This is a genomic window from Siminovitchia jepli (genome assembly GCF_047228825.1).
Classification (GTDB): domain Bacteria; phylum Bacillota; class Bacilli; order Bacillales; family Bacillaceae_C; genus Siminovitchia.
In genome coordinates, this window is the sequence record NZ_JBFEGN010000001.1 from 237735 (window position 1) to 259082 (window position 21348).

The following is a 21348-nucleotide window of genomic DNA, read 5'->3' on the forward strand; positions in this document are numbered from 1 at the left end:
CTCAAGACATCTGGCCGACCCATTTGGCGATTTCCCACAAGCCCATTGTCGCAAGCCGGAGGACTAAAAAAGCAACAATTGGCGAAATGTCGATCATGCCAAGGGGCGGGACAATTCTGCGAAAAGGCTCCAAATACGGTTCACAAATCCGCGCTAAAATCTGCCCGATTCCGGATTCCCTGGCATTCGGGAACCACGACATTAATATGTATATAATTAATGCCCAGGAATATAGTTGAATAAGCTGTACAATTAAAGCAATTATCATTGTCATCCTGCTATGACCACCTCGAATCATCATAATGTCCGGCGTCCATCATCTCTGTAATATTTCCCGAAACTTCAACATTGTCGGGAGTGCAAAGAAAGATGTCGTTGCCGATTCTTTGAATATCGCCACCTATGGCGTACACTGTGCCGCTTAAAAAGTCAACGATCCTGATAGCCTGGTCGTGTTGAATACGCTGCAAATTAACGACAACCGCACGGCGGTTAACCAGGTGGTCTGCCACTTCCTGTGCTTCGGCGTATACCCTCGGCTCAATCAATATGACCTTGGAGGACTGCTGTACGCTTTGAAGGCTGACCACATTTTGCTTCCGGCCGGAAGCAACGGAAGCATTGGTGGATTTTTTCGGCTCCTCACGTTCCTCAGCCGGTCTTTCTTCTTCCACATATTCATATTCATCTTCCAGCAAAAAAAAGTTTTTGAACTTCGATTTTATACCCAATTTCATGCCTCCTTCGCATCATTCACCAACAAGAGCGGACCCGATGCGGACGAAAGTTGCCCCCTCTTCAATGGCAATTTTAAAATCGTTGGACATGCCCATCGACAGATCTTGGCATGGCGCATGCGGCAAATCCAAATGCTGGATTTCTGTTTGTAAATCCTTCAATTTTCGAAAACAGGTACGCAACATATCCTCGTCGTCCGTCAAAGGCGCCATCGTCATGAAGCCGGCAACGATGATTTTTTCAAATTGGGCAAGCTGTTCGACAAACCCTTTCACCTGTTCAGGATCCAGCCCATGTTTTGACTTTTCACCGGAAACATTCACTTGAACAAAGCATTGAACAGGCTGCCTGGCCCTTTTGTTAATTTCTTTTGCCAATGATAATCGGTCAAGTGAGTGAATATACTTTACCTTGTCAATTATATTTTTAACCTTCCGGGATTGGAGTGTTCCGATAAAATGCCAGGTGGGCTTGTCTTTTAAAACGTCCCATTTGTTCAGCAGGCCTTCGTCGCGGTTTTCCCCAAAATGCCGAATGCCTGCCTCCAATGCTTCTTGCGCCCTTTCCACTGTCACATATTTGGTGACCGCAACAATCGTGATATCTTCAGGGTTCCGGTTGGACCGGGCACATGCTTCCGCTATTTCCTGTTGAATCAATTGCAGGTTTTCAATTACTTTCACGATTCATTACCCCTACATTTCATGTTGTATTAATCAGCGTAAAATGACATTTTCTTTAGTGTACCACAAAAGCATGCGAACGGCATCGATAATGTCAATCTTTTGGCATGCCAAGCTGCTGTTGTTCATGCTCGATGCCGCTGTGTCTTACAAGAATCACATCCGTTCCGATTTTTATAATTTGATTCCAGGGAATGATGATCTCATCTTCCTTGCTAAAAAACCCCAGTAATTTTCCTGTTTGGCTGATGATGATTGATTCAATTTTGCCCGTATCAAGATTGATATCGATGTCGCCTATATTTCCGAGCTTGCGCCCGTCTGATACATTCACCACATCTTTTAATTGGAATTCCGATATTCTTATCATAATGATCCCCGCTTCCCGCCATGCTTTTTTTATGACATTATTACCAAGTATATGCAGCACCCTTATCCTTTCATGATAAGAGAAGAGCCGGATTTCATTACATGAAACCCGGCTCATTGAATATTTATGTTTTTATTCATTTGTTTAATGGCTGCTTTTTCCAATCTTGAAACTTGAGCTTGGGATATGCCGATTTCCTCTGCCACTTCCATTTGGGTCTTACCCTGAAAAAACCGCTTGCGGATAATCATCTTTTCCCTTTCATTCAGACGCTGCAGGCCGTCATGCAAAGCGATTTCCTCAATCCACTGGCTGTCCCGGCTCCTTTCGTCGCTCAACTGATCCATGACATAGATCGGATCTCCCCCATCGTTATATATCGGTTCAAACAACGAGACAGGGTCCTGTATCGCATCAAGAGCAAAAACTACTTCCTCATGAGGGATTTCCAGCTCACGGGCAATTTCCATCGCTGTTGGTTCCTTGGATGCTTTTGCCATTAACCGTTCACGAACATGGAGTGCTTTATAAGCGATGTCCCGCAATGACCGGGAAACTCGGATGGGGTTGTTATCCCGTAAATATCGGCGGATTTCTCCAATGATCATCGGGACGGCATACGTTGAAAAGCGGACATTTTGACTGAGGTCAAAATTATCAATTGATTTCATCAATCCGATGCACCCGACTTGAAACAAGTCGTCCACATATTCTCCCCGATTGTTAAAACGTTGAATGACGCTTAACACGAGGCGCAGATTGCCGTTGATTAATTTTTCTCTGGCTGTTACATCACCTTGTTGCATTTGCTTTAAAAGTTCCCGCATTTCTTCATTTTTCAAAACGGGGAGCTTTGAAGTATCCACACCGCAAATTTCCACTTTGTTTCGCTTCAACTATTTTCCCTCCTAGCAGGAGTTTGCTTACAGTGTAAGTATCTCCCCGGGAGGAAAATATATGCATTCCCATTTTTCCCTGACACCCATGAAATCCATTTGAGCCTTTGCTGTTGGCTTGTTTTTTGGGCTCAATGCAATATTTTCAAAATGGTTGCCCACAGTTTAAAATCAGGCGGCATTTCACAGTCCGCAGTCAAATCATTTTATTGAATTCTTTACGCAGCCGTTTGATAATTCTTTTCTCAAGGCGTGAAATATAGGATTGTGAAATTCCGAGAATTTCTGCAACATCTTTTTGGGTTTTTTCCTCTCCGCCCGCCAGCCCGAAACGGAGCTCCATAATTTGCTTTTCCCGGTGGTTTAACTTTTGCAGGGCGTTGAATAATAATTTTTTGTCTACATTCGCCTCAAGGTCCCTTGTAATGATATCATTTTCCGTTCCCAAAACATCCGACAACAACAGCTCGTTGCCATCCCAGTCAATGTTAAGAGGCTCGTCAAAAGAGACTTCGGACCTTGTTTTGTTGTTTCGGCGCAAGTACATGAGAATCTCATTTTCAATACATCGCGAGGCATATGTTGCCAGCTTTATTTTTTTTTCGGGATTAAAGGTGTTGACGGCTTTAATCAATCCGATCGTTCCGATACTGATTAAGTCTTCAATATTGATACCGGTATTTTCAAATTTTCTTGCTATATAAACAACCAATCTCAAGTTTCTTTCAATCAGCATGGATCTTGCCGCCTTGTCCCCTTTCGGAAGCTTTTCAAGAAGAACGGCTTCCTCTTCCTTGGAAAGCGGTGGAGGAAGGGCTTCACTCCCCCCTATGTAGTAAATTTCGTCCGTCTTCCAGCCCATTTTCATGAGGAACTTATACCAATAATAAGTTAAGCGAAACCGAAGCTTTTTCACAATCTGTCCTCCTTGAATTATTTTGCTGTTCGGCACTTATGATGCCGACTTGGAAATTGCCTGTTCCACGATCAGGGGATGCATAATGCATTCAAATTTGCCGTCGCTGGAAAGATGTTGGTCTGTAAAAGCAACCAGGGCTTTTTGGGCTGTCTTTTCGCCGTCATCCACTTTGATCGTGACCGAATCGGGTTTAAATGCGCATAAAAGCTGATGGTTCGTTCCGAGCGTTTTTGCGGGCACAAGCCTCATCTTTTCTCTCCATTGATCAGGCAATTCCGAAGCAGCTTCGAGTGAATGGTTTCCCTCACGGGATAGGTGCATGATTTCATCAGGCAACTCATCTTTTATCGAATGAATAGAAATAATCATGACAGGAGATTTGGAAATGGGATCATACAATTGATTGCCACTGTCAATTAAACCCTTTAAATGAAATTGAAGCCCGTTCAAATGGACTGAAACATCCGCCAATACACTATATTCCACGGACGAAACGGTCATATCATCCACTCTTTTCTTTGAAAAAAACCACGCAACCGGGAAGGCAAAAATTACAAACATCCAGCTAATCGGATCCCCGAATCCTTTTATGCTTTCAAGAAAATAGGCCGTTTTGGGATCCATGTCGAAAGAGACAAAATAGTGGACGCCTATCAGCGTTCCCCCCATGAGAAACGTGGCGAAATAAAATGTCAACAAAGATGAGACAAACGTTTTGAATCTCTTGTATCCGAAAGCGATCATAATCATGCAAACCGATAAACAAAACTTTGCAAGCGGGTGACCGGAAATTTCGGCTAAAGGAGTAACAGACAGGAGAATGACAATAGAGCCTGCAACGCCGCCAAGCAAGAGCCGCCACGCTTTTACATGCCTCTTTAAAAAAATGGCCGTCATCCATAAAAGCAGGCTGTCCACCAAGACATTTAACAGCCAAATGATATCCAAATAAAAAACCAATGAACCTCCCTCCCCCAGAGGATAAAACGAAAGGGCAGTCCTTCTATTCATTATCGTAAGTATAAAGGAAGCCGGATATGGAATGTGTCAATTCCTGTAGGGAAAATAGGGAAGTTTTCACAATTAACATCGAAGATTGCCAGTGGAAGGGAAAATGGGGGCAAATAAAAAACCAGATTCATCATCTGGTTTATCAACAGCTTATCTTCTTCTATTTCTGTTTCTTAAAAATGTCGGGATATCCAGTGTATCCTCCATCGGGGGCTGATTGGTCCTCGCGGGTTCCTGTACCTCTTCCCTTTTCTGTTGCTCGCGGCCTGTCACTGTATGTTGCTGCGGCCTCATTTGTCTGAGCAGGGGATTTTGCTTCGTCTGTACAACCGTTTCGTTAAATCCCGTTGCTATAACAGTCACAACAATTTCATCCTTTAAATTTTCATTAATGACAGAGCCGAAAATCATGTTTACTTCCTGATCTGAGGCACTGGCAACAACGTCAGCCGCTTCCTGAACCTCATAAAGGCTCAAGTTTGTTCCGCCGGAAATATTCATCAATACCCCTTGGGCACCATCAATGGAAGTTTCCAGCAGCGGGGAAGAAATGGCCTTTTTGGCAGCTTCTACCGCGCGATTTTCACCGGTTGCAACCCCTATTCCCATTAATGCGGACCCTTTATTCGTCATAATTGTTTTAACATCGGCGAAATCGAGGTTAATCAAGCCAGGAACAGCAATCAACTCGGAAATCCCCTGAACGCCTTGCCGCAAAACATTATCGGCTTCTCTAAATGCTTCCAGCATGGGAGTGCTCTTATCAACAATCTCTAAAAGTCTGTCGTTTGGAATAACGATTAACGTATCGACAGACTCCTTCATGGCATCTATTCCACCGCTCGCCTGGGTCGCGCGTTTGCGTCCCTCAAAAGTAAATGGCCTCGTGACGATTCCGACTGTCAACGCCCCCAGGTCTTTTGCAATTTGGGCAATGACCGGCGCAGCTCCTGTTCCGGTACCTCCTCCCATTCCTGCCGTAACAAACACCATGTCCGACCCTTTTAACGCTTCTTCAATCTGCTCTTTGCTTTCCTCGGCTGCCTTTTTGCCGACTTCGGGGTTGGCTCCTGCACCGAGCCCTCTCGTTAATTTGGCGCCAATTTGCATTTTGATCTCGGCTTTTGACAAGTTAAGCGCTTGTGCATCCGTATTGACCGCAATAAATTCGACGCCCTGAACATCATGCTCTATCATACGGTTTACAGCGTTGTTGCCCCCGCCGCCGACACCAATAACTTTAATGGTTGCCAAAGAATCAATATTTGTATCGAAATCCAACATGACATGTCCTCCTGTTCTTTTATTCCCAACGGATGTCTCTATTCGAAAAAGTAGCCAAAGAATTTTTTTACTTTAGTGGATATTTTTGCATCGGGATCCTTCCCATCTTTCTTTTTTGGCTGATGGCCCCCGCTGATCCGGGCGTCATCTGCGTCAATTGGCAATTGTACAGGAGATGCGCTGATGTTTCTGCCTTGTAATTTTGCTTCATGATAGGCATAATTGATGAGTCCCACGGCTGTCGTATATTGGGGCTCCCTGACACCTATGTAATCCGGTATGGCAATTCTGACCCTGTTTTGAAAAACCATTTGGGCCAATTCCGCCACCCCGGGCATATTGGAAACGCCTCCTGTTAAAACAAAACCTCCCGGTAAATCGGCAATTCCCATCCTCTTGAATTCCTGCTGCACAAGCTCGAATATTTCTTCCATTCTAGCTTCAATAATATCAGAAAGTTCCAGTTGGTTAAATTGTTGATGCTGATCACTGCCTATGATTGGCACGCTGAATACTTCCTCTTCCGATGCATGGTCATAAAATGCATGCCCGTATAAAATCTTGATTTTTTCCGCATCATCAGTAGCCGTTCTTAACCCGATGGACAAATCCTTCGTAATATGGTCTCCGCCAACCGGAATGACGCTTGTCCCTGCAATGCTTCCATTTGCAAATACGGCAACCGTTGTAGAACCTCCCCCGATATCGATCAAGGCACTTCCCATCTGGCGTTCATCTTTTGACAAGGCAATGGATGCTGCAGCAAGCGGCTGCAGAACGATATCGGTAATCTCCAGGCCGGCTCGTTCCACACAGCGTAAAGTATTATGTAAAATGGACTTTGCCCCGGTGACAATCGTTCCTTCCATTTCCAGGCGGACTCCGATCATGCCTCTTGGATCCGTAATTTCCTCCAATCCGTCCACGACAAATTGCCCCGGAATGACATTGATAATTTCCCTTTCAGGAGGAATGGATACAACCTGGGCAGCATCCATCACCCTTGCAACATCATCATTCGTAATTTCCCTGTTTTGGCTGGAAACGGCGACTACTCCATGACAGGGCATGAGGGAAACATGATTTCCGGCAATGCCGACAATACAATTATTAATTTTCATCCCTATCATTCTCTCCGCCTGTTCCACAGCCCTCTTAATCGAATGAACGGTTTCATCTATATCAACAATTGCACCTTTTTTGATCCCTTCAGCCTTGGCGTTGCCAACCCCGATAATATTTAAAGAATCAGCGGCCATCGACCCAATAATCACTTTTATGGTGGAAGTTCCCATATCAAGGCTGACATACAATTCATTGGTGTTCATTCCGCGGCACCTCCTTCAACTCTCCCATACTCTTTTTCTTCTTTTCCATTCAATCATCCTTCATTTTTCAACTACTTTTACTTATTCGGCAAATGAACGTTATTTCCTGTTTGTCAACCAAATTTATTAGACTTTTCATTCGTTGTTTTTTGTATAGCTCAGCATGATTGTAACAGATTGCGACAAAACCCGGCAAAAACCTGATAAAATTTGACGGTTGTGCACATGATGACTATTATAAGTCTACACCAAGATGGACACCTAGAAAAGCCAAACTTGTGTTTAGCTTCATATATCCCTCATTCCAAATTTTTCCTTTTTTTGCCGGATATGCTCGAAACCTCCCGAAACGGTCCCAATCGAAAAAAAAAATGCCCCTGTTTACCGGCCCTTCGGCCTTCCTTTCCAACAAACCGGCAAGTTGCGGAAAAAATCCTCAACCGAAAACAAGGTTTTGCCTAAACAACCACTTTGCTTGATGTCCGTTTTGCAACGAAAAAGCAAGGCATGTCCGCGTGAACAAATATGGTTTACTCCCCCTCGCCATCCTGTTTTCCGCCTGATTCGTATGCCTTAAAAAATGATCCGACCTCCAGATCAATAACGCCTTTCTTTCGGGGATCCAGTTCACTGACAAAGGAAGGGTAATGAATCATTTTATCTGCAAAAGTCAGTATCGTGGCACTTACTTCAAATCCGTCGTTCATATACAGATGAATGTGGTATTGATCTGTTTTTTGGGGATTGTATTGTATTTCGGAAATGGCATTCACAATTTCCGGCGGCAGCTCTATTAATTGTTTTGCCATTTCTTCCAAAATATGATTTTCTTCAAAACCGGCAAGAATGGGTGCATTGGCTGGAATACCATCCTTCGGACGATCAGCCAATATCGTTCCATTTTCCAATATGGGCAAAAACTGTGTTCCCGTTGATACGAAGGCAATCTTCGAATACTCTTTAACATGAATGTGGACGGTGTTTGGGAAACCGAGCCGTACAGTAACGTTTTTGATTTCCGGATGGCTTTTTATGTCTTTTTCGACTTGTTTTCTGTCCATCTCCCAAATGTTCAAGCCTCGTTTCAGTTTGCTCATCTTGATGGCCTCTTCAGGTGTGACAGATTCATTTCCGTGTACTTTAATCTGTTGAATATGGCTAAGAGGGGATTGAAAATAAATGACGCAAACAATTAAAAGGAAGAACAGGGATAGGAGGAAAATGAGCCGTCGGTTTGCCTTTCTCTTCCGATGCTCTTTTATTTTTGGAATGCGGTCTTCCAAAGATAAAACCTTTCCTTTATCCATGTTCCTTACTCCCCGCAATGATCATTTTTTGGTGATGAAGGATGCTGATCCGCTGCGCAAACATGAAAAAATCCCATCCTTTCCCTGCTCAATCCGTTCTCCCTTGCACGATTTCAACCTCTGTATGCATGCGAATTCCAGATCGTTCAAAAATGGTTTGTTTAATGTGGTCAATTAACCGGATTACGTCTTTGGCGTTGGCCGTTCCTGTATTGATAATAAAGTTTCCGTGAAGTTCGGATATTTGGGCTCCTCCAATCTGGAAACCTTTTAAATTTGCATCCTGTATCAATTTACCGGCATGATTGGGCAAAGGATTGCGAAATACGCTCCCGCAGCACGGTTTTACGGGTTGTGTTTCCCGGCGATAATTTTTATGTTTTTTCATTTCCGCAGCGATGGATTCCCGATCACCCTCACGCAGCTCAAAAATGGCTTCAAGCACGATGCCCGGCCGTTTTTTCTGTAAAACGGAGGTCCTGTATGAATATTCCATTTCTTTATTGGAAAGCCACTCTACTGTTCCGTCCGGAAAAAGGATCCGCGCCTTTTGCAAAATGTTTGAAACATCGGAGCCATGCGCTCCTGCATTCATATAGACCGCTCCCCCGACGGAGCCGGGGATTCCGCCGGCAAATTCAAGCCCGCTCAAACCTCTTCTGGCCATGGCGTTGGCCAAAACGATAAATGAATAGCCGGCACCGGCTCTTACTTCTGTGCCATTTACCTCAAGATGGTCCAGCCCTTTTCCAAGCTTGATGACCACCCCTTCTATTCCCCCGTCGGATACGAGCAGATTTGACCCGCGGCCTATGACCCGCCATGGCATTTTATGTTTTGTGACGATTTCCATCGTCTTGAGCAAATGATCGATTGAATCCGGTTCAACAAATATATCTGCAGGCCCGCCCACTTTAATCGTCGTATGATTGGCGAGCGGCTCATTTTCCTTTATCTTGCCAACTTTACTGGCATGAAGTTCTTCCAGTACATTCATTGCATAAAACCCCCTTACAAGTTAACGGCAATTATTTACAACACTTAAAAGCACATCATATAAACGCTTGGACGCATCCGGCATTCCAAGGTTTTTTGATGCTTCAGACATGGAATTTAATTTGTCCTTATCGAGTAAAATTTCGTCTATCGCGGCAACGAGCCTTTGGCTTGTTAATTCTTTTTCAGGAATCATAATCGCCGCTCCGGCTGCCGTTAAAACCGATGCATTTTTTTCCTGATGATTATTCGTGACATATGGGCTCGGGATTAATATGGAAGGAAGGCCGAGTGCGGTAATTTCGGCAAGGGACGTGGCCCCTGCCCTGCCGACGACAACCTCTATATCAGCCAGCACCTCTTCCATATTATGAATAAACGGGACAATCGCCACATTGGGAGAGGATCCGATGAGAGAGACTTCTTCCTCAACATCACGATAATGAGCTTCACCGGTTATATACAGGATTTGGTAAGGTTTATTGGCAAACTGCCCCAATGATTTGATCACCGCTTCATTAATGGGTCTTGCCCCTCTGCTTCCTCCAAATATCAATGCTGTCGGTGCATTTTCCTTTAAACCAAACTGATCCAATCTCCCTTTTCCTTTTTTCCCAATGACTTCGGAAGCCCGGGGATTCCCTGTGAGGATGACTTTTTCTCCCGGAAAAAACTCCTTTGAAGACTCGAAACAGATGGCAACCCGTTGGACATAGCGGCTCAAAAACTTGTTTGTTAATCCCGGAACACTATTTTGTTCGTGAATGACAGCGGGGATTTTTAATTTTGCCGCTGCAAACACGACCGGGGCGGAAACATAGCCTCCCGTCCCAATGACAACATCCGGCTGAAATTGTTTCAGCTTTTTTTTACATTCCCTTACCCCTTTAAAAAAGCGCAGGACTGTTTTTATATTTTCGAGCGAGAGTGAACGCTTAAATCCGGTAATATGTATTTTTTCAAACGGAATGTTTTCTCTTTGTACAATATTGGCCTCCAGCCCTTTTTCCGTTCCGATATATAAAAATTTCGTATCGGGATGCTTTTCTTTGATCGTTCGGATCAGGGCCAGTGCCGGATATACATGGCCTCCGGTGCCCCCTCCGCTGACAACAATTTTCATCGTGTCACCTCAAGTCAGTGTGTTCATCATATTCATTAAACTCTTTCATAATCTTATTTTACTATATTTTATAAGAGAAAAATGTAAAACATAAAGATTGTTGCCTAAATGTAAAAAGAAGAAACATTTGGAGAACAGATTTAACAAAAAAAGAAACCCGCGATTTGGAGTTTCTCTCAAATACGTGCATACCGGCTAATATTGAGCAATACGCCAACAGCCATCAGCATGATTGTGAGTGAAGATCCGCCGTAACTCAGAAAAGGCAAGGTGATGCCCGTTACCGGCATCAACCCCGTGACAACGCCAATGTTGATCATGACCTGGATGGCAATCATGGAGATGATGCCCACGGCAAGAAAACTGCCGTACAAGTCCGGTGCGCCAAGGGCAATTTTAATTCCCCGCCATAGTAACAGGGCGAATAACAAGATGACAAAGCTTCCGCCGATAAAGCCAAGCTCCTCCGACAAAACGGCAAAAATGAAATCCGTTTGCGGCTCCGGCAAGTAAAAAAATTTTTGCCTGCTTTGTCCAAGGCCCAATCCGAACAATCCGCCCGGACCGATTGCATACAGCGACTGGATAATTTGAAACCCGCTGTTCAGGGGATCCTGCCACGGATCCAGGAATGAAGTAATTCTTGCCATTCTGTAAGGGGCGGACATGATTAAGGCGACAAAGCCGGCAAGCCCCATCAAACCGAGAAAAACAAAATGGGAAATTCTTGCACCCGCGATGAATAACATCACAACGCACGTTCCCGCCATGACTGTTCCCGTTCCGAGGTCAGGCTGGAGCATAATGAGCCCAAATGCAAAGAAGACAAGCGCCAGGGAGGGCAAAAGGCCTTTTTTGACCGTTGTAATATGCCTTTGATTTTCCGAAAGAAATTTGGCCAAAAAGGAGATGAGGGCAATCTTGATAAATTCGGACGGCTGGATGGAAAAAGCCCCGACCCCAATCCAGCTTCGGGACCCGTTTCTCTCCATGCCGACTCCCGGAATCAAAACGACCAGCAGCAAGAGAAAACAGATGAGCAATATGGGCTTGGCCCATTTTCTCCATGACCAATAATCAATATTCATCATGAGGAACATGGCCGCAAAACCAAGTCCGGCAAATAGCAGCTGCCTTTTGGCAAAGAAAAAAGAATCGTTGAATTTATAATTTGCCCAAACCGCGCTGGCACTGTACACCATGATTAAACCCAAAGCCAGCAATGTAAAGGTAACAATCATTAAAATAAAATCAGGAGTGGATTTCTTAAAAGGCAACGGACAGCACCTCTGTCTCCTTTTTATTGAGCCTGCTCCTTCATTACGGGAGTATGCGCTGCAAGTACCCGTTATAGGCTCTCTTTCAGTTTATGCACGGCCTCTGCGAAAATATGACCACGAACCTCAAATGTCTTATATTGATCCCAGCTCGCACAGGCGGGCGACAATAAGACAACATCTCCCGGTTCGGACATGTTGTATGAAACCGGAACAGCTTCCTCCACATTATCGACATGATGGATGGATCGTATTCCCGCTTCTTTTCCCGCTTGGGCCAATTTGTCCGCTGTTTGTCCAAAAACAATTAAAGCCTTCACTCCCCTCAAATAAGGGACAAGTTCATCAAAGCTGTTGCCCCTGTCCAGTCCCCCTGCGAGTAAAATAACCGGCCTTTCAAAAGCTTCCAATGCACTTTTCGTCGCCAATATGTTTGTCGCCTTTGAATCGTTGTAAAATGTCCGTCCGTTTATTTCCGCGACAAGCTGTGTCCTATGCTCCACCCCTTTAAAGCTGCCAAGAACACGGGCAATGGCTTCATTTTCAACACCCATCAGTTTTACTGCCGCAACTGCCGAAAGAATGTTTTCCAGATTATGTTTTCCGGGCAAAATGATTTCATCAAGTGATATAATTTCTTCTTCGAAAAAAACAATTTTGCCATTTTGGATGGAAATCCCTTCCCCAAGAGCACGCTTTGTTGAGAAGGGGATTTTATTTGCCCTTGAATCCTTCACCAGCTCCAGCAAATGTTCCTGGTCACCATTGACGATCAAATGGTCACCTTCCGATTGATTCAGTGCAATATTCGTTTTCGCCCGGCTGTATTCATCCATCGTTAAATGATAATCAAGGTGGGCTTCATAGATGTTCGTAATGATGGCAATCCGGGGCTTGAATGTTCGGATTCCCATTAATTGAAAGGAGGACAGCTCCATGACAATCGTATTGCCGGCAGATGCTTTCATGGCCACTTCCGAAGCCACCGTACCAATATTTCCGGCGATAAGCGGACTTTTATTTGCTGCTTTTAACATTTCAAAGATCAGGGTTGTCGTCGTCGTTTTCCCGTTTGTCCCGGTTATTCCGATAATATCCGCTTCAGATATTTGGTAAGCCAGCTCCACTTCCGTGATGATCGGTATATTTTTATCAATGGCCTTCCTGACGAGAGGATTCGTATATGGAATTCCGGGGTTCTTTACGATCAGTTCAAAGCCGTCGTCAAGCAGCTCGGGAGGATGGCTCCCACAAATCACCTTTATTCCTTTTTCCAGCAAGCCCTGGGCCGCCGGGTTTTCCTCAAAGGGCTTTTTGTCATTGACCGTGACAAAAGCACCGAGTTCATGCAAAAGGGATGCAGCGGCAACCCCGCTTTTTGCCAGGCCGAGCACAAGTATTTTTTTATGGCGATATAAATCGATGTTTTTCAATTTAGACCCACACCTCTATGTAGATTCCCAAGATGGCAAAAAGCAATGCGACCGCCCAAAATGTTACCACGACCCGCCACTCCGACCAGCCGGACAGCTCATAATGATGATGAAGCGGACTCATTTTAAAAATTCTTTTCCCCGTCAGCTTAAAGGAGATTACCTGAATAATAACCGAAAGTGTTTCAATGACAAAAACGCCCCCGATCAAAAGAAGCATCAGTTCCATTTTCGTCAGCACTGCAATCGCAGCAATGGCCCCTCCGAGTGCGAGAGATCCCGTGTCTCCCATAAAGACTTTGGCGGGATGGGCGTTGAAAACGAGAAAGCCCAGCAGGGCACCGACGACAGCCACACTGAACACGGCAATGTCAAATTGGGATTGGTTCCAGGCAAGAATGGCGAAAGCCCCAAATGCAATGGCTGCCGTTCCGGACACAAGGCCGTCCAGTCCATCGGTCAAATTGACTGCATTCGAAAAACCGACAAGCCAAAACACAAGAAAAAGCGCATAAAAAGGGCCCAAGTCTACTTCCATATTTGTGAACGGGATCGCCACTGCCGCAGCAAATCCGAATTGCTTTAATACAAAATAAAAAATAAGCGCGATCACAATTTGGCCCAATAATTTTTGTTTCGACGTCAGGCCAAGATTTCGCTTTAAGGCGATTTTGATAAAATCATCAAGAAAGCCGAGCAGGCCGTAACCGAAAGTAACAAGCAGCAGCAAATATGTATCCAGCCCGGGCTGTGAATATTTTCCCGTCATGGTCAGGGTTGTCACGATGATCGACAGCAAAATAATGATGCCGCCCATTGTCGGTGTCCCTTTTTTCTTTTGATGTGATTTCGGGCCTTCATCCCTGATACTTTGGCCAAACTTTAATTTTCTTAAAAAAGGGATAAAAAGGGGGGATAATAAAACAGTGACCAAAAAAGCCATCACGATCGTAAAAAGAATGATACGTTCCATCATCGCAGATCCCCCTCAACGTTGCTGCTATTTTGGAGCAAATGACAAATTTGTTTACATGGATCTCTATATAATTCATTGTTTATTTTTGGCATAATCAATTCTGTTTTTCCTCTTTTTTTTCCAATACTTAATTTATGCGGATATTTACCAACTATGTGGACAATGGCCGCTGCCGGTTTAACCGCAAAAAGCATACCCCGGTTCACGGGAAGGATCGTTAAAACATCATGATATTCGGACATGATCATAGCTCCTCAATAGCTTTCATTGCTTCAAGGCGATCATCAAAGTCAATCACTTTCTCACCGATGATTTGGTATGTTTCATGTCCCTTTCCGGCAATTAACACAACATCCCCTTCTCCCGCTTCCCTGATGGCTGCGCGGATGGCTTCTTTGCGGTCCGGGATTACTTTGTAATGTTGGCCCTTTACGCCACTCTCCATATCCGCCAAAATGGCCATCGGATCTTCCGTGCGCGGATTATCCGATGTGAAGATAGGGTTTGACGAGTAGGTACACGCCACTTTTGCCATGAGGGGCCGCTTCGTCCGGTCTCTGTCCCCGCCGCATCCGACGACTGTAAAAATCCGGCTTTTGGCAAACTGCCGGATGGTTTTCAGCACATTTTCCAAGCTGTCAGGCGTATGGGCATAATCGACAATGACAGAAAAATCCTGTCCCCCGTTTACTGCCTCAAAACGGCCGGGAACGCCATCCATTTGTTCGATGGAATGAATCGCCGAATCAAGCGGAACACTCGAGACATAGGCAGCCGTTATGGCAGCCAGGGCATTATATACACTGAATTTACCCATTAATTTCATTTTCAATTGCCGTTTCCCATCAGGGGCAGCAAGAATGAACGAGGTCCCGTCGGCTCCCATTTGTATGCTTTCTGCCGAAAAATCGGCCGGCTGGTCGATCCCGTATGTTATGACATGGGCTGAAGTTTCTTTGGCAAAGTATGTTCCTGCCGGATCATCGCTGTTGATCACGGCAAACTTTGGTTTGTTACGGTCGTAAATATTGCCCAAGCGGGAAAACAAAAGACCTTTCGCCCTTTTATATTCTTCCATCGTTTTGTGGTAGTCCAGGTGGTCCTGTGACAAGTTTGTAAAAACAGCCACATCAAAGTCGCAGCCCATGACCCTTCCCTGGACAAGGGCATGGGAAGACACTTCCATTGCGGCTGCATGGACTCCCTCTTCAACCATATCGGCAAACGTTTGCTGCAGTGCAATATTGTCGGGGGTCGTGTTTTTTGTTTCAATCATTCTATCCCCTATTTTTATATGGATCGTTCCGATCAGGCCGGTTTTTTTCCCGGCGTCCCTAAAAATGTTTTCGATCATTATACTGGTTGTCGTTTTTCCATTTGTACCGGTAATTCCGACTACATGCAAACTTTGCGTCGGGTGTCCATAAAACTCATCAGCCAAAACAGCCATCGCCCGTTTCGTATCGGGGACTATGATAACCGGCCTTTCCACAGCCATTGCCTTTTCCGCCAAAACGGCAACAGCGCCCTTCTCCACAGCCTCTTTTGCAAAATGATGGCCATCCGTTTGATGTCCTTTTATGCAAATAAATAACGCACCTGGCCCAACATTTCGGGTGTCGTTTGTAATGCTTTTTATATCGGGGTTTTCCCGCGGGGCTTTTGTTAACGGCAATGCCTTTAAAAGACTATGTAATTTCATGATTCCGATCCTTTCTATAAATGAAACATCACGGCCCTTTTCAAAGCATGGGTCCGCATTTTTTATGCTTCGTTAATGACTTTGCAATATTGGCATCATTTTACCATAATCCTGTATGATAATATACTATTATATGAATATACAGGAACATGCATTCCTTATTACAAATATGTAAAGGAGTGGTACTTTTTTTGTCGTAATCCATCTGCCATCCATTATATTATCTACAGTTGCATGTTTTCGCAACAGAAAAATCCTTCAAGCCGCTTACAAATTTTACTATTTTTGCACGGAACTTGTTTCTTTTCATGAAATATTTTTTTATTATATAAAATGAACTTTTGAATGTAACGTTAACATCTGACAAAAAAGCCATTTCGTCCAGTCATTGATCTCCCGTCCACTTTGACTATTATTTTATACGCGGAAAGAGCGGTAAGGGATCCGTTCCTTTGACCGTTTTCGGCGAAATAGCGCCTGAACGGGCATTGGGGGCCTGGTCCTTTCACCGTTTCGGTGAAATAATGTCAGCGCGGGCATTGGTGAGCCGCTCCTTTTACGGTTGTCGGTGAAATGCCATCTAAACAGGCATGGCATTGGCTCGCCAGGCCAATGAATAATGAATGCCGATCGTCCAAAATGATTTCGTGTTAAACTCTTAAATTCATTGTATATAAGCAAAAATCTGCCCCAAAGGAGAGGGCAGACAGTTCGGCTTAATATGATTACTTCATGTAAATTCTGACTACAGATCCTTCCTCCACCTTAACGCCCGGGTCGGGCGCCTGCTGGATGACTCTCGTCCCATCCCCGCTCACCTCAAGCTTCAGGTCAAGCATTTGCTGCAATAGTTCTTTTCTCGTCATTCCCTTTAAATCGGGAACAGTGACCATTTTCGGATCAAGCCAATTTGTTTTCTTCTCAATCTGCTTTTTTCGGGGCTTTATGTCAAGTGCCCGCAATGAATCTTCCATGATTCGTCCTACGATCGGAGCAGCGACCGTCCCCCCAAATTGAATCGTTCCCTTTGGATTATCGACAGCAAGGTAAATGACGATTTGCGGGTCATCCGCCGGGGCAAACCCGATAAAAGAAACGATATGGTTGTTTTCAAGATAACGTCCATCTTTTGCTTTTTGGGCGGTTCCCGTTTTTCCGCCAACCCGATATGAATCTATAAAAGCATTTCTACCCGTACCTTGGGCAACAACACTTTCCAGGGCATGGCGGATTTGCTTGGAAGTATTTTCGGAAATGACACGCCGTTTGGCAACTGGGCTCTTTCTCATGACCACTTCATTTGTTGCCGGATCGATCAATTCTTTTGCGATATAAGGCTGATAAAGGGTTCCCCCATTGACTGCCGCAGCCACAGCGGCCACTTGCTGAATGGGCGTGACCGACACGCCCTGTCCAAAAGCGGTCGTTGCTTGCTCAACAGGCCCCACTTGATCCATATTAAACAGAATTCCAGTTCCTTCACCGGCCAAATCGATCCCCGTTTTTGCTCCAAATCCAAAATTTCTAATATACTTGAACAATTTTTCTTTTCCGAGCCTGTCCCCAAGCTCCACAAAACCGGGGTTACAGGAATTTTGAACGACTTCCAAAAACGTCTGGCTCCCGTGCCCCCCTTTTTTCCAACATCTTAAATGCGCCCCGCCCACTTTGACGGAACCCGGATCAAAAAAGTGCCCATGTTCCAAATCAACCTTTCCTTCTTCCAAAGCGGCTGCAAGTGTAATGATTTTGAACGTCGAACCTGGTTCATACGTACTCCAGATCGGCAAATTCCGGTTATAAATTTCCTGCGGAACATCCCGGTATTCAGACGGATTAAAAGTGGGCCTGCTGGACATGGCAAGAATTTCTCCATTGCTTGGATCCATCGCGATTGCTACTATGCCATCCGGCTTAAACTGTACTTCGGCGTTATCCAACTCCCGCTCCATGATCGTCTGTATTTTTGTGTCTATCGTCAAACGAAGATTAAAGCCATCAACCGGCGGGTCAAAATCATCCGACATGTCAGGCATTCTTCTGCCTTTCGCATCGGAGAAAAATTGCACAGACCCCTTTTTTCCCTGCAATTCTTTATCATAATACAATTCCAGACCCATCAGCCCCTGATTATCGATCCCCGTAAAACCGAGCACATGCGATAAATACCGGCCAAATGGATAATGGCGCTTGGAATCCTCTGCTATATACACACCTTTTAAATCCAGGGCTCTGACGTCCCGCGCCTTCTCATACGAAATTTTTCTCCCTTCCGGCAATCGTTCTATGGAAGAATTGGCCGTCATGCGCTTATAGACTTTATCCGCCGGTACCTCAAGCACTTCGGCCAGCATTTTTGCCGAACGGGCCGGATCTTCGATTTGCCTTGGAACAATATATACTGTGGGGGCGCTTTTATTTTCGGCAATGGCTATGTTGTTCCGATCCAGGATCAAGCCCCTTTCCGGTTCAAAAGGAATATTTCGGCTCCACGAATCGCGGGCCTTGTCTGTCAATGTATTCCCCAGTGCAAATTGAACATATCCCAGCCTGATGTCAATGATCAAAAAAACAATGAATCCCATAAGGAGAAAAAAAGATAACCTTTTCCTTACGGTTACAGCGGAAACGCGCTTCATAAAAATGAACCCCCTCTTTATTCGGCTCCTTTACAACATATGCCTTGTCCTTTTTCCATAGAACAGCACGGCGCCTTATGGGGGTTCATCTGATCAATTTAACGGGCGTTCTTTTTGATTGCCGGTTTTATTTCCTTTTTTCTTTTTAATGATTTGGAGCTGTGTTTCAAAATTGACGACAAGACTGTCTCCTTCCTTCACTTTTGATCCGGGCTTCGGGTTTTGTTTGACGGCAAATCCGCTCCCGACTATATTTACTTTTAATTTAGCGATTTCCGCTACTTTCAATACATCGCGTTTCGACCAGTTCCTCATGTCCGGAACCGACAGATGTCCGTCCGTCCTTAAGACCACTCTTTCGCCTTCCAACACCTTTTCGCCCGGACTTGGCAAATGATCCACAATTCGCGTTCCATTTCCAAGCACGACAGGATGCAAGCCCCTTTCTTTTAAATAATCGGCTGCTTCGTCTGCTTTCATCTTCGTCAACTCCGGAATTTTGGCCATCTTTGTCTCGTGTTTTTTTTCCGCTTCGATATTTAAGTATTTTAAGCTGTTTTGCATGACAGGTTTAAAAATTTTTGAAACCGGAACGGCGCCATTTTCCGTTTCTTTCAGCTTCGGTTTTTCAACCATCACATACATGACAAGCTTCGGGTCCTCTTTAGGGGCCATTCCGATAAAAGAGAATATATAGTTTTCCCTCCCTTGCAAATAGCCGCCGGTTGGTGAAGGTATTTGCGATGTACCGGTTTTTCCGGCAACTGAATATCCTTCAAGCTGATAAAAATCGTGGCCGGTTCCTTTTTTTTCGGTAATGACCGTTTCCAGGTATTCCCGCACTTTTTTGGCAGTTTCGGCACTGATCGGGTGCCCGCTTGTTTCGGGATTCGTTTCCTTTATTTCTCCGCTATTGGGATCAACGATTTTACCCACAACATATGGTTTCATCATTTTTCCGTCATTTGCAACGGCTGACATGGCTTGGACCATTTGAAGCGGCGTTACGGTTGTCCCTTGGCCGAAAACACTCGTTACCTTTTCGATCGGCCAATCATATAAAATTTTGCCGGTTGCTTCATTGGGAAGTTCAATCCCTGTTTTCACCCCAAACTTGAATTTTTCCATATATTGCTTCCACGTATCTGTACCCATTTTTTCCAGCAGGTATGCAAAAGCAACATTGGAAGACCGTTGGAGACCTTCCAGATAGGTAATTGTCCCCCAACCCGCTCCCTGGTTATGGTCCTTGATGGGCGGCTGTTTTTTATTGACATAATAAACACCCGATTGGTAGGAATCATTAGGGTTATATACCCCTTCTTCAACCGCAGCGGCCAGGGAAAAAACCTTCATCGTCGATCCCGGTTCAAATGACGATTCAACAACTTCATTATGCCACGTTCCATCAATCCCTTCCCTTGTTGCCGGATGAAAGGTCGGGCGCTGTCCCATCCCCAATATTGCCCCCGTTTTCGGATCCGCAACGATGGCAATCATCCGGCTCGGGGAATGCTCCTGGTCCACTTGATTCAAGGCATCTTCCAAAAACGTTTGGATCTTTTTATCAATCGTCAAATATAAGTCATTGCCATTTTTCGGTTCAATGACTTGTTTTTTCGAATTAGGCAATATGTAATTCCACACATCGCCGGAATATTTCAGCGAACCGTCCGTTCCCCGCAGCAACTTATCGTAGCTCTTTTCAATCCCGGTCTTCCCGACGATTTCGGCAGCCTTTTCATCTGCCTCCTCTTTTTGGGCATAGCCGATCAGATGGGAAGCAAAAATGCCGTTTGGATAAAATCTTTTCGTCTCTTTTAAAAATGTAATGCCGGGCAGTTTCAATTTTTCAATTTTCTCTTTAACATTGTGGGACAGATCACGGCCTGCCTGCCCGAATTCAACTTGGTAGCGGCCTTCCTGTGTAAGCAGCTCATATATTTCTGCCTCACTCATGGAAATATGCTTTGCCAATTCCCGTGCAGTACCTTCGGGGTCGGTTACATGGTGGGGATGCTTCGGGTCTGATGTTGCTTTTTCATCCAAAATGGCCACAAGGGTATAGGAGGAAGAATCCTCGGCAATGACTTCCCCTTGCCTGTCGTAAATCGTCCCCCGGTTTGCCTTCAGTATTTCTGTGCGCAAATATTTTTGGGCCGCTTTTGCTGCAAGTGCCCTTCCTTCGACCTCACCCGTATATTGTATCGTCAAAATTCTGACCGCCAGGACAAAAAAAAGCAGCCCGAATAAAAAAAACAACAGCGCTGCTCCCATGTTCCTATTTTTTTTTTGAACATTCATCTTTTTTCAACAACCTTGACATTATTTTCATTCAAATTCAATCCAAGCTCTTGGGCTTTTTTCCAGACACGCTCATATTTGCTTAAATCAGCAACTTGCAGGGACAAATCATCATTTATTTTAGCTTGTTCCTGGACGGATGCACGGACATCCTGGATTTCTTTGTTCACTTCATAAATAGAAGCTTGTACACTTACTATTTTAACAGCCATAAAAGTAACAAACAATACAAAAATCATAAAAAGAACTTTTTCCCCGGGACTGATGCGGGCATGGCGCTGAACTTTTTTTACTGGCAGGTCTTTCGTCCCCAAAGACTGACCAGGTTGCTCATATTGCTTTCGAGCAAGATTACTCACACA

The 21348-nt window shown here is 44.7% G+C and carries 20 protein-coding genes; all 20 read right to left on the reverse strand.

The window, feature by feature from the left end:
* Window position 1: 1 nt before the first annotated feature.
* The 20 genes from AB1L08_RS01195 to ftsL all read right to left on the reverse strand — a co-directional run bounded on the left by AB1L08_RS01195 (window position 2) and on the right by ftsL (window position 21345).
* The gene (locus AB1L08_RS01195) at window positions 2–274 is read right to left on the reverse strand and encodes a YggT family protein (RefSeq protein ID WP_413062836.1); all 273 of its coding nucleotides are present in this window, start codon (window positions 272–274) and stop codon (window positions 2–4) included.
* 4 nt (window positions 275–278) lie between these two features.
* A complete protein-coding gene (locus tag AB1L08_RS01200; RefSeq protein WP_413062837.1) occupies window positions 279–731 on the reverse strand; it encodes a cell division protein SepF in 453 nt (150 codons plus the stop codon).
* 18 nt (window positions 732–749) lie between these two features.
* Window positions 750–1421, reverse strand: a complete 672-nt coding sequence (locus tag AB1L08_RS01205) for a YggS family pyridoxal phosphate-dependent enzyme (RefSeq protein ID WP_413062838.1) — start codon at window positions 1419–1421, stop codon at window positions 750–752.
* Window positions 1422–1515: 94 nt separating this feature from the next.
* Window positions 1516–1791, reverse strand: a complete 276-nt coding sequence (locus AB1L08_RS01210; protein ID WP_413062839.1) for a YlmC/YmxH family sporulation protein — start codon at window positions 1789–1791, stop codon at window positions 1516–1518.
* A 113-nt stretch (window positions 1792–1904) separates the two neighbouring features.
* Window positions 1905–2687, reverse strand: coding sequence for an RNA polymerase sporulation sigma factor SigG (sigG, locus tag AB1L08_RS01215; RefSeq protein ID WP_413062840.1), 783 nt, complete (start codon window positions 2685–2687; stop codon window positions 1905–1907).
* Window positions 2688–2883: 196 nt separating this feature from the next.
* Entirely contained in the window at window positions 2884–3603 is a 720-nt protein-coding gene (gene sigE / locus AB1L08_RS01220) for an RNA polymerase sporulation sigma factor SigE (RefSeq protein WP_413062841.1), read from the reverse strand.
* Between the two features lie 36 nt (window positions 3604–3639).
* Window positions 3640–4566: a sigma-E processing peptidase SpoIIGA gene (spoIIGA, locus tag AB1L08_RS01225; RefSeq protein ID WP_413062842.1), complete on the reverse strand. Its 927-nt coding sequence runs from the start codon at window positions 4564–4566 to the stop codon at window positions 3640–3642.
* Between the two features lie 201 nt (window positions 4567–4767).
* Entirely contained in the window at window positions 4768–5901 is a 1134-nt protein-coding gene (ftsZ, locus tag AB1L08_RS01230) for a cell division protein FtsZ (protein WP_413062843.1), read from the reverse strand.
* Between the two features lie 38 nt (window positions 5902–5939).
* Window positions 5940–7229, reverse strand: coding sequence for a cell division protein FtsA (ftsA, locus tag AB1L08_RS01235; RefSeq protein ID WP_413062844.1), 1290 nt, complete (start codon window positions 7227–7229; stop codon window positions 5940–5942).
* A 530-nt stretch (window positions 7230–7759) separates the two neighbouring features.
* On the reverse strand, window positions 7760–8536 hold the full coding sequence (locus AB1L08_RS01240) for a cell division protein FtsQ/DivIB (RefSeq protein ID WP_413062845.1): 777 nt from the start codon (window positions 8534–8536) through the stop codon (window positions 7760–7762).
* An 88-nt stretch (window positions 8537–8624) separates the two neighbouring features.
* A complete protein-coding gene (gene murB / locus AB1L08_RS01245; protein WP_413062846.1) occupies window positions 8625–9533 on the reverse strand; it encodes a UDP-N-acetylmuramate dehydrogenase in 909 nt (302 codons plus the stop codon).
* A gap of 21 nt (window positions 9534–9554) precedes the next feature.
* A complete protein-coding gene (murG, locus tag AB1L08_RS01250) occupies window positions 9555–10655 on the reverse strand; it encodes an undecaprenyldiphospho-muramoylpentapeptide beta-N-acetylglucosaminyltransferase (RefSeq protein ID WP_413062847.1) in 1101 nt (366 codons plus the stop codon).
* 176 nt (window positions 10656–10831) lie between these two features.
* A complete protein-coding gene (gene spoVE / locus AB1L08_RS01255) occupies window positions 10832–11932 on the reverse strand; it encodes a stage V sporulation protein E (RefSeq protein ID WP_413062848.1) in 1101 nt (366 codons plus the stop codon).
* A 71-nt stretch (window positions 11933–12003) separates the two neighbouring features.
* Window positions 12004–13365 (reverse strand): UDP-N-acetylmuramoyl-L-alanine--D-glutamate ligase, encoded by a 1362-nt coding sequence (gene murD / locus AB1L08_RS01260; RefSeq protein WP_413062849.1) that lies wholly within the window; start codon window positions 13363–13365, stop codon window positions 12004–12006.
* 1 nt (window position 13366) lies between these two features.
* Window positions 13367–14341 carry a phospho-N-acetylmuramoyl-pentapeptide-transferase gene (mraY, locus tag AB1L08_RS01265; protein WP_413062850.1) on the reverse strand — a complete coding sequence of 325 codons (975 nt, stop codon included), beginning with the start codon at window positions 14339–14341 and terminating at the stop codon, window positions 13367–13369.
* A complete protein-coding gene (locus AB1L08_RS01270; protein WP_413062851.1) occupies window positions 14338–14583 on the reverse strand; it encodes a hypothetical protein in 246 nt (81 codons plus the stop codon). The genes mraY and AB1L08_RS01270 overlap by 4 nt, the downstream gene beginning before the upstream one ends.
* Window positions 14584–14585: 2 nt before the next feature.
* Window positions 14586–16043 carry a UDP-N-acetylmuramoyl-L-alanyl-D-glutamate--2,6-diaminopimelate ligase gene (locus AB1L08_RS01275; RefSeq protein WP_413062852.1) on the reverse strand — a complete coding sequence of 486 codons (1458 nt, stop codon included), beginning with the start codon at window positions 16041–16043 and terminating at the stop codon, window positions 14586–14588.
* Between the two features lie 725 nt (window positions 16044–16768).
* Window positions 16769–18682, reverse strand: a complete 1914-nt coding sequence (locus AB1L08_RS01280; RefSeq protein ID WP_413062853.1) for a stage V sporulation protein D — start codon at window positions 18680–18682, stop codon at window positions 16769–16771.
* Window positions 18683–18775: 93 nt separating this feature from the next.
* Window positions 18776–20986, reverse strand: coding sequence for a penicillin-binding protein (locus tag AB1L08_RS01285; RefSeq protein WP_413062854.1), 2211 nt, complete (start codon window positions 20984–20986; stop codon window positions 18776–18778).
* On the reverse strand, window positions 20983–21345 hold the full coding sequence (gene ftsL, locus AB1L08_RS01290; protein ID WP_413062855.1) for a cell division protein FtsL: 363 nt from the start codon (window positions 21343–21345) through the stop codon (window positions 20983–20985). The genes AB1L08_RS01285 and ftsL overlap by 4 nt, the downstream gene beginning before the upstream one ends.
* Window positions 21346–21348 lie beyond the last annotated feature (3 nt).

Excerpts from the sequence above, each read along its gene's own strand:
- AB1L08_RS01195 (WP_413062836.1), bottom strand. The coding sequence starts at position 274 with ATGACAATGATAATTGCTTTAATTGTACAGCTTATTCAACTATATTCC.
- AB1L08_RS01210 (WP_413062839.1), bottom strand. The coding sequence starts at position 1,791 with ATGATAAGAATATCGGAATTCCAATTAAAAGATGTGGTGAATGTATCA.
- ftsZ (WP_413062843.1), bottom strand. The coding sequence starts at position 5,901 with ATGTTGGATTTCGATACAAATATTGATTCTTTGGCAACCATTAAAGTT.
- ftsA (WP_413062844.1), bottom strand. The coding sequence starts at position 7,229 with ATGAACACCAATGAATTGTATGTCAGCCTTGATATGGGAACTTCCACC.
- AB1L08_RS01240 (WP_413062845.1), bottom strand. The coding sequence starts at position 8,536 with ATGGATAAAGGAAAGGTTTTATCTTTGGAAGACCGCATTCCAAAAATA.
- murB (WP_413062846.1), bottom strand. The coding sequence starts at position 9,533 with ATGAATGTACTGGAAGAACTTCATGCCAGTAAAGTTGGCAAGATAAAG.
- murG (WP_413062847.1), bottom strand. The coding sequence starts at position 10,655 with ATGAAAATTGTTGTCAGCGGAGGGGGCACCGGAGGCCATGTATATCCG.
- mraY (WP_413062850.1), bottom strand. The coding sequence starts at position 14,341 with ATGATGGAACGTATCATTCTTTTTACGATCGTGATGGCTTTTTTGGTC.
- AB1L08_RS01270 (WP_413062851.1), bottom strand. The coding sequence starts at position 14,583 with ATGTCCGAATATCATGATGTTTTAACGATCCTTCCCGTGAACCGGGGT.
- AB1L08_RS01275 (WP_413062852.1), bottom strand. The coding sequence starts at position 16,043 with ATGAAATTACATAGTCTTTTAAAGGCATTGCCGTTAACAAAAGCCCCG.
- AB1L08_RS01280 (WP_413062853.1), bottom strand. The coding sequence starts at position 18,682 with ATGAAGCGCGTTTCCGCTGTAACCGTAAGGAAAAGGTTATCTTTTTTT.
- AB1L08_RS01285 (WP_413062854.1), bottom strand. The coding sequence starts at position 20,986 with ATGAATGTTCAAAAAAAAAATAGGAACATGGGAGCAGCGCTGTTGTTT.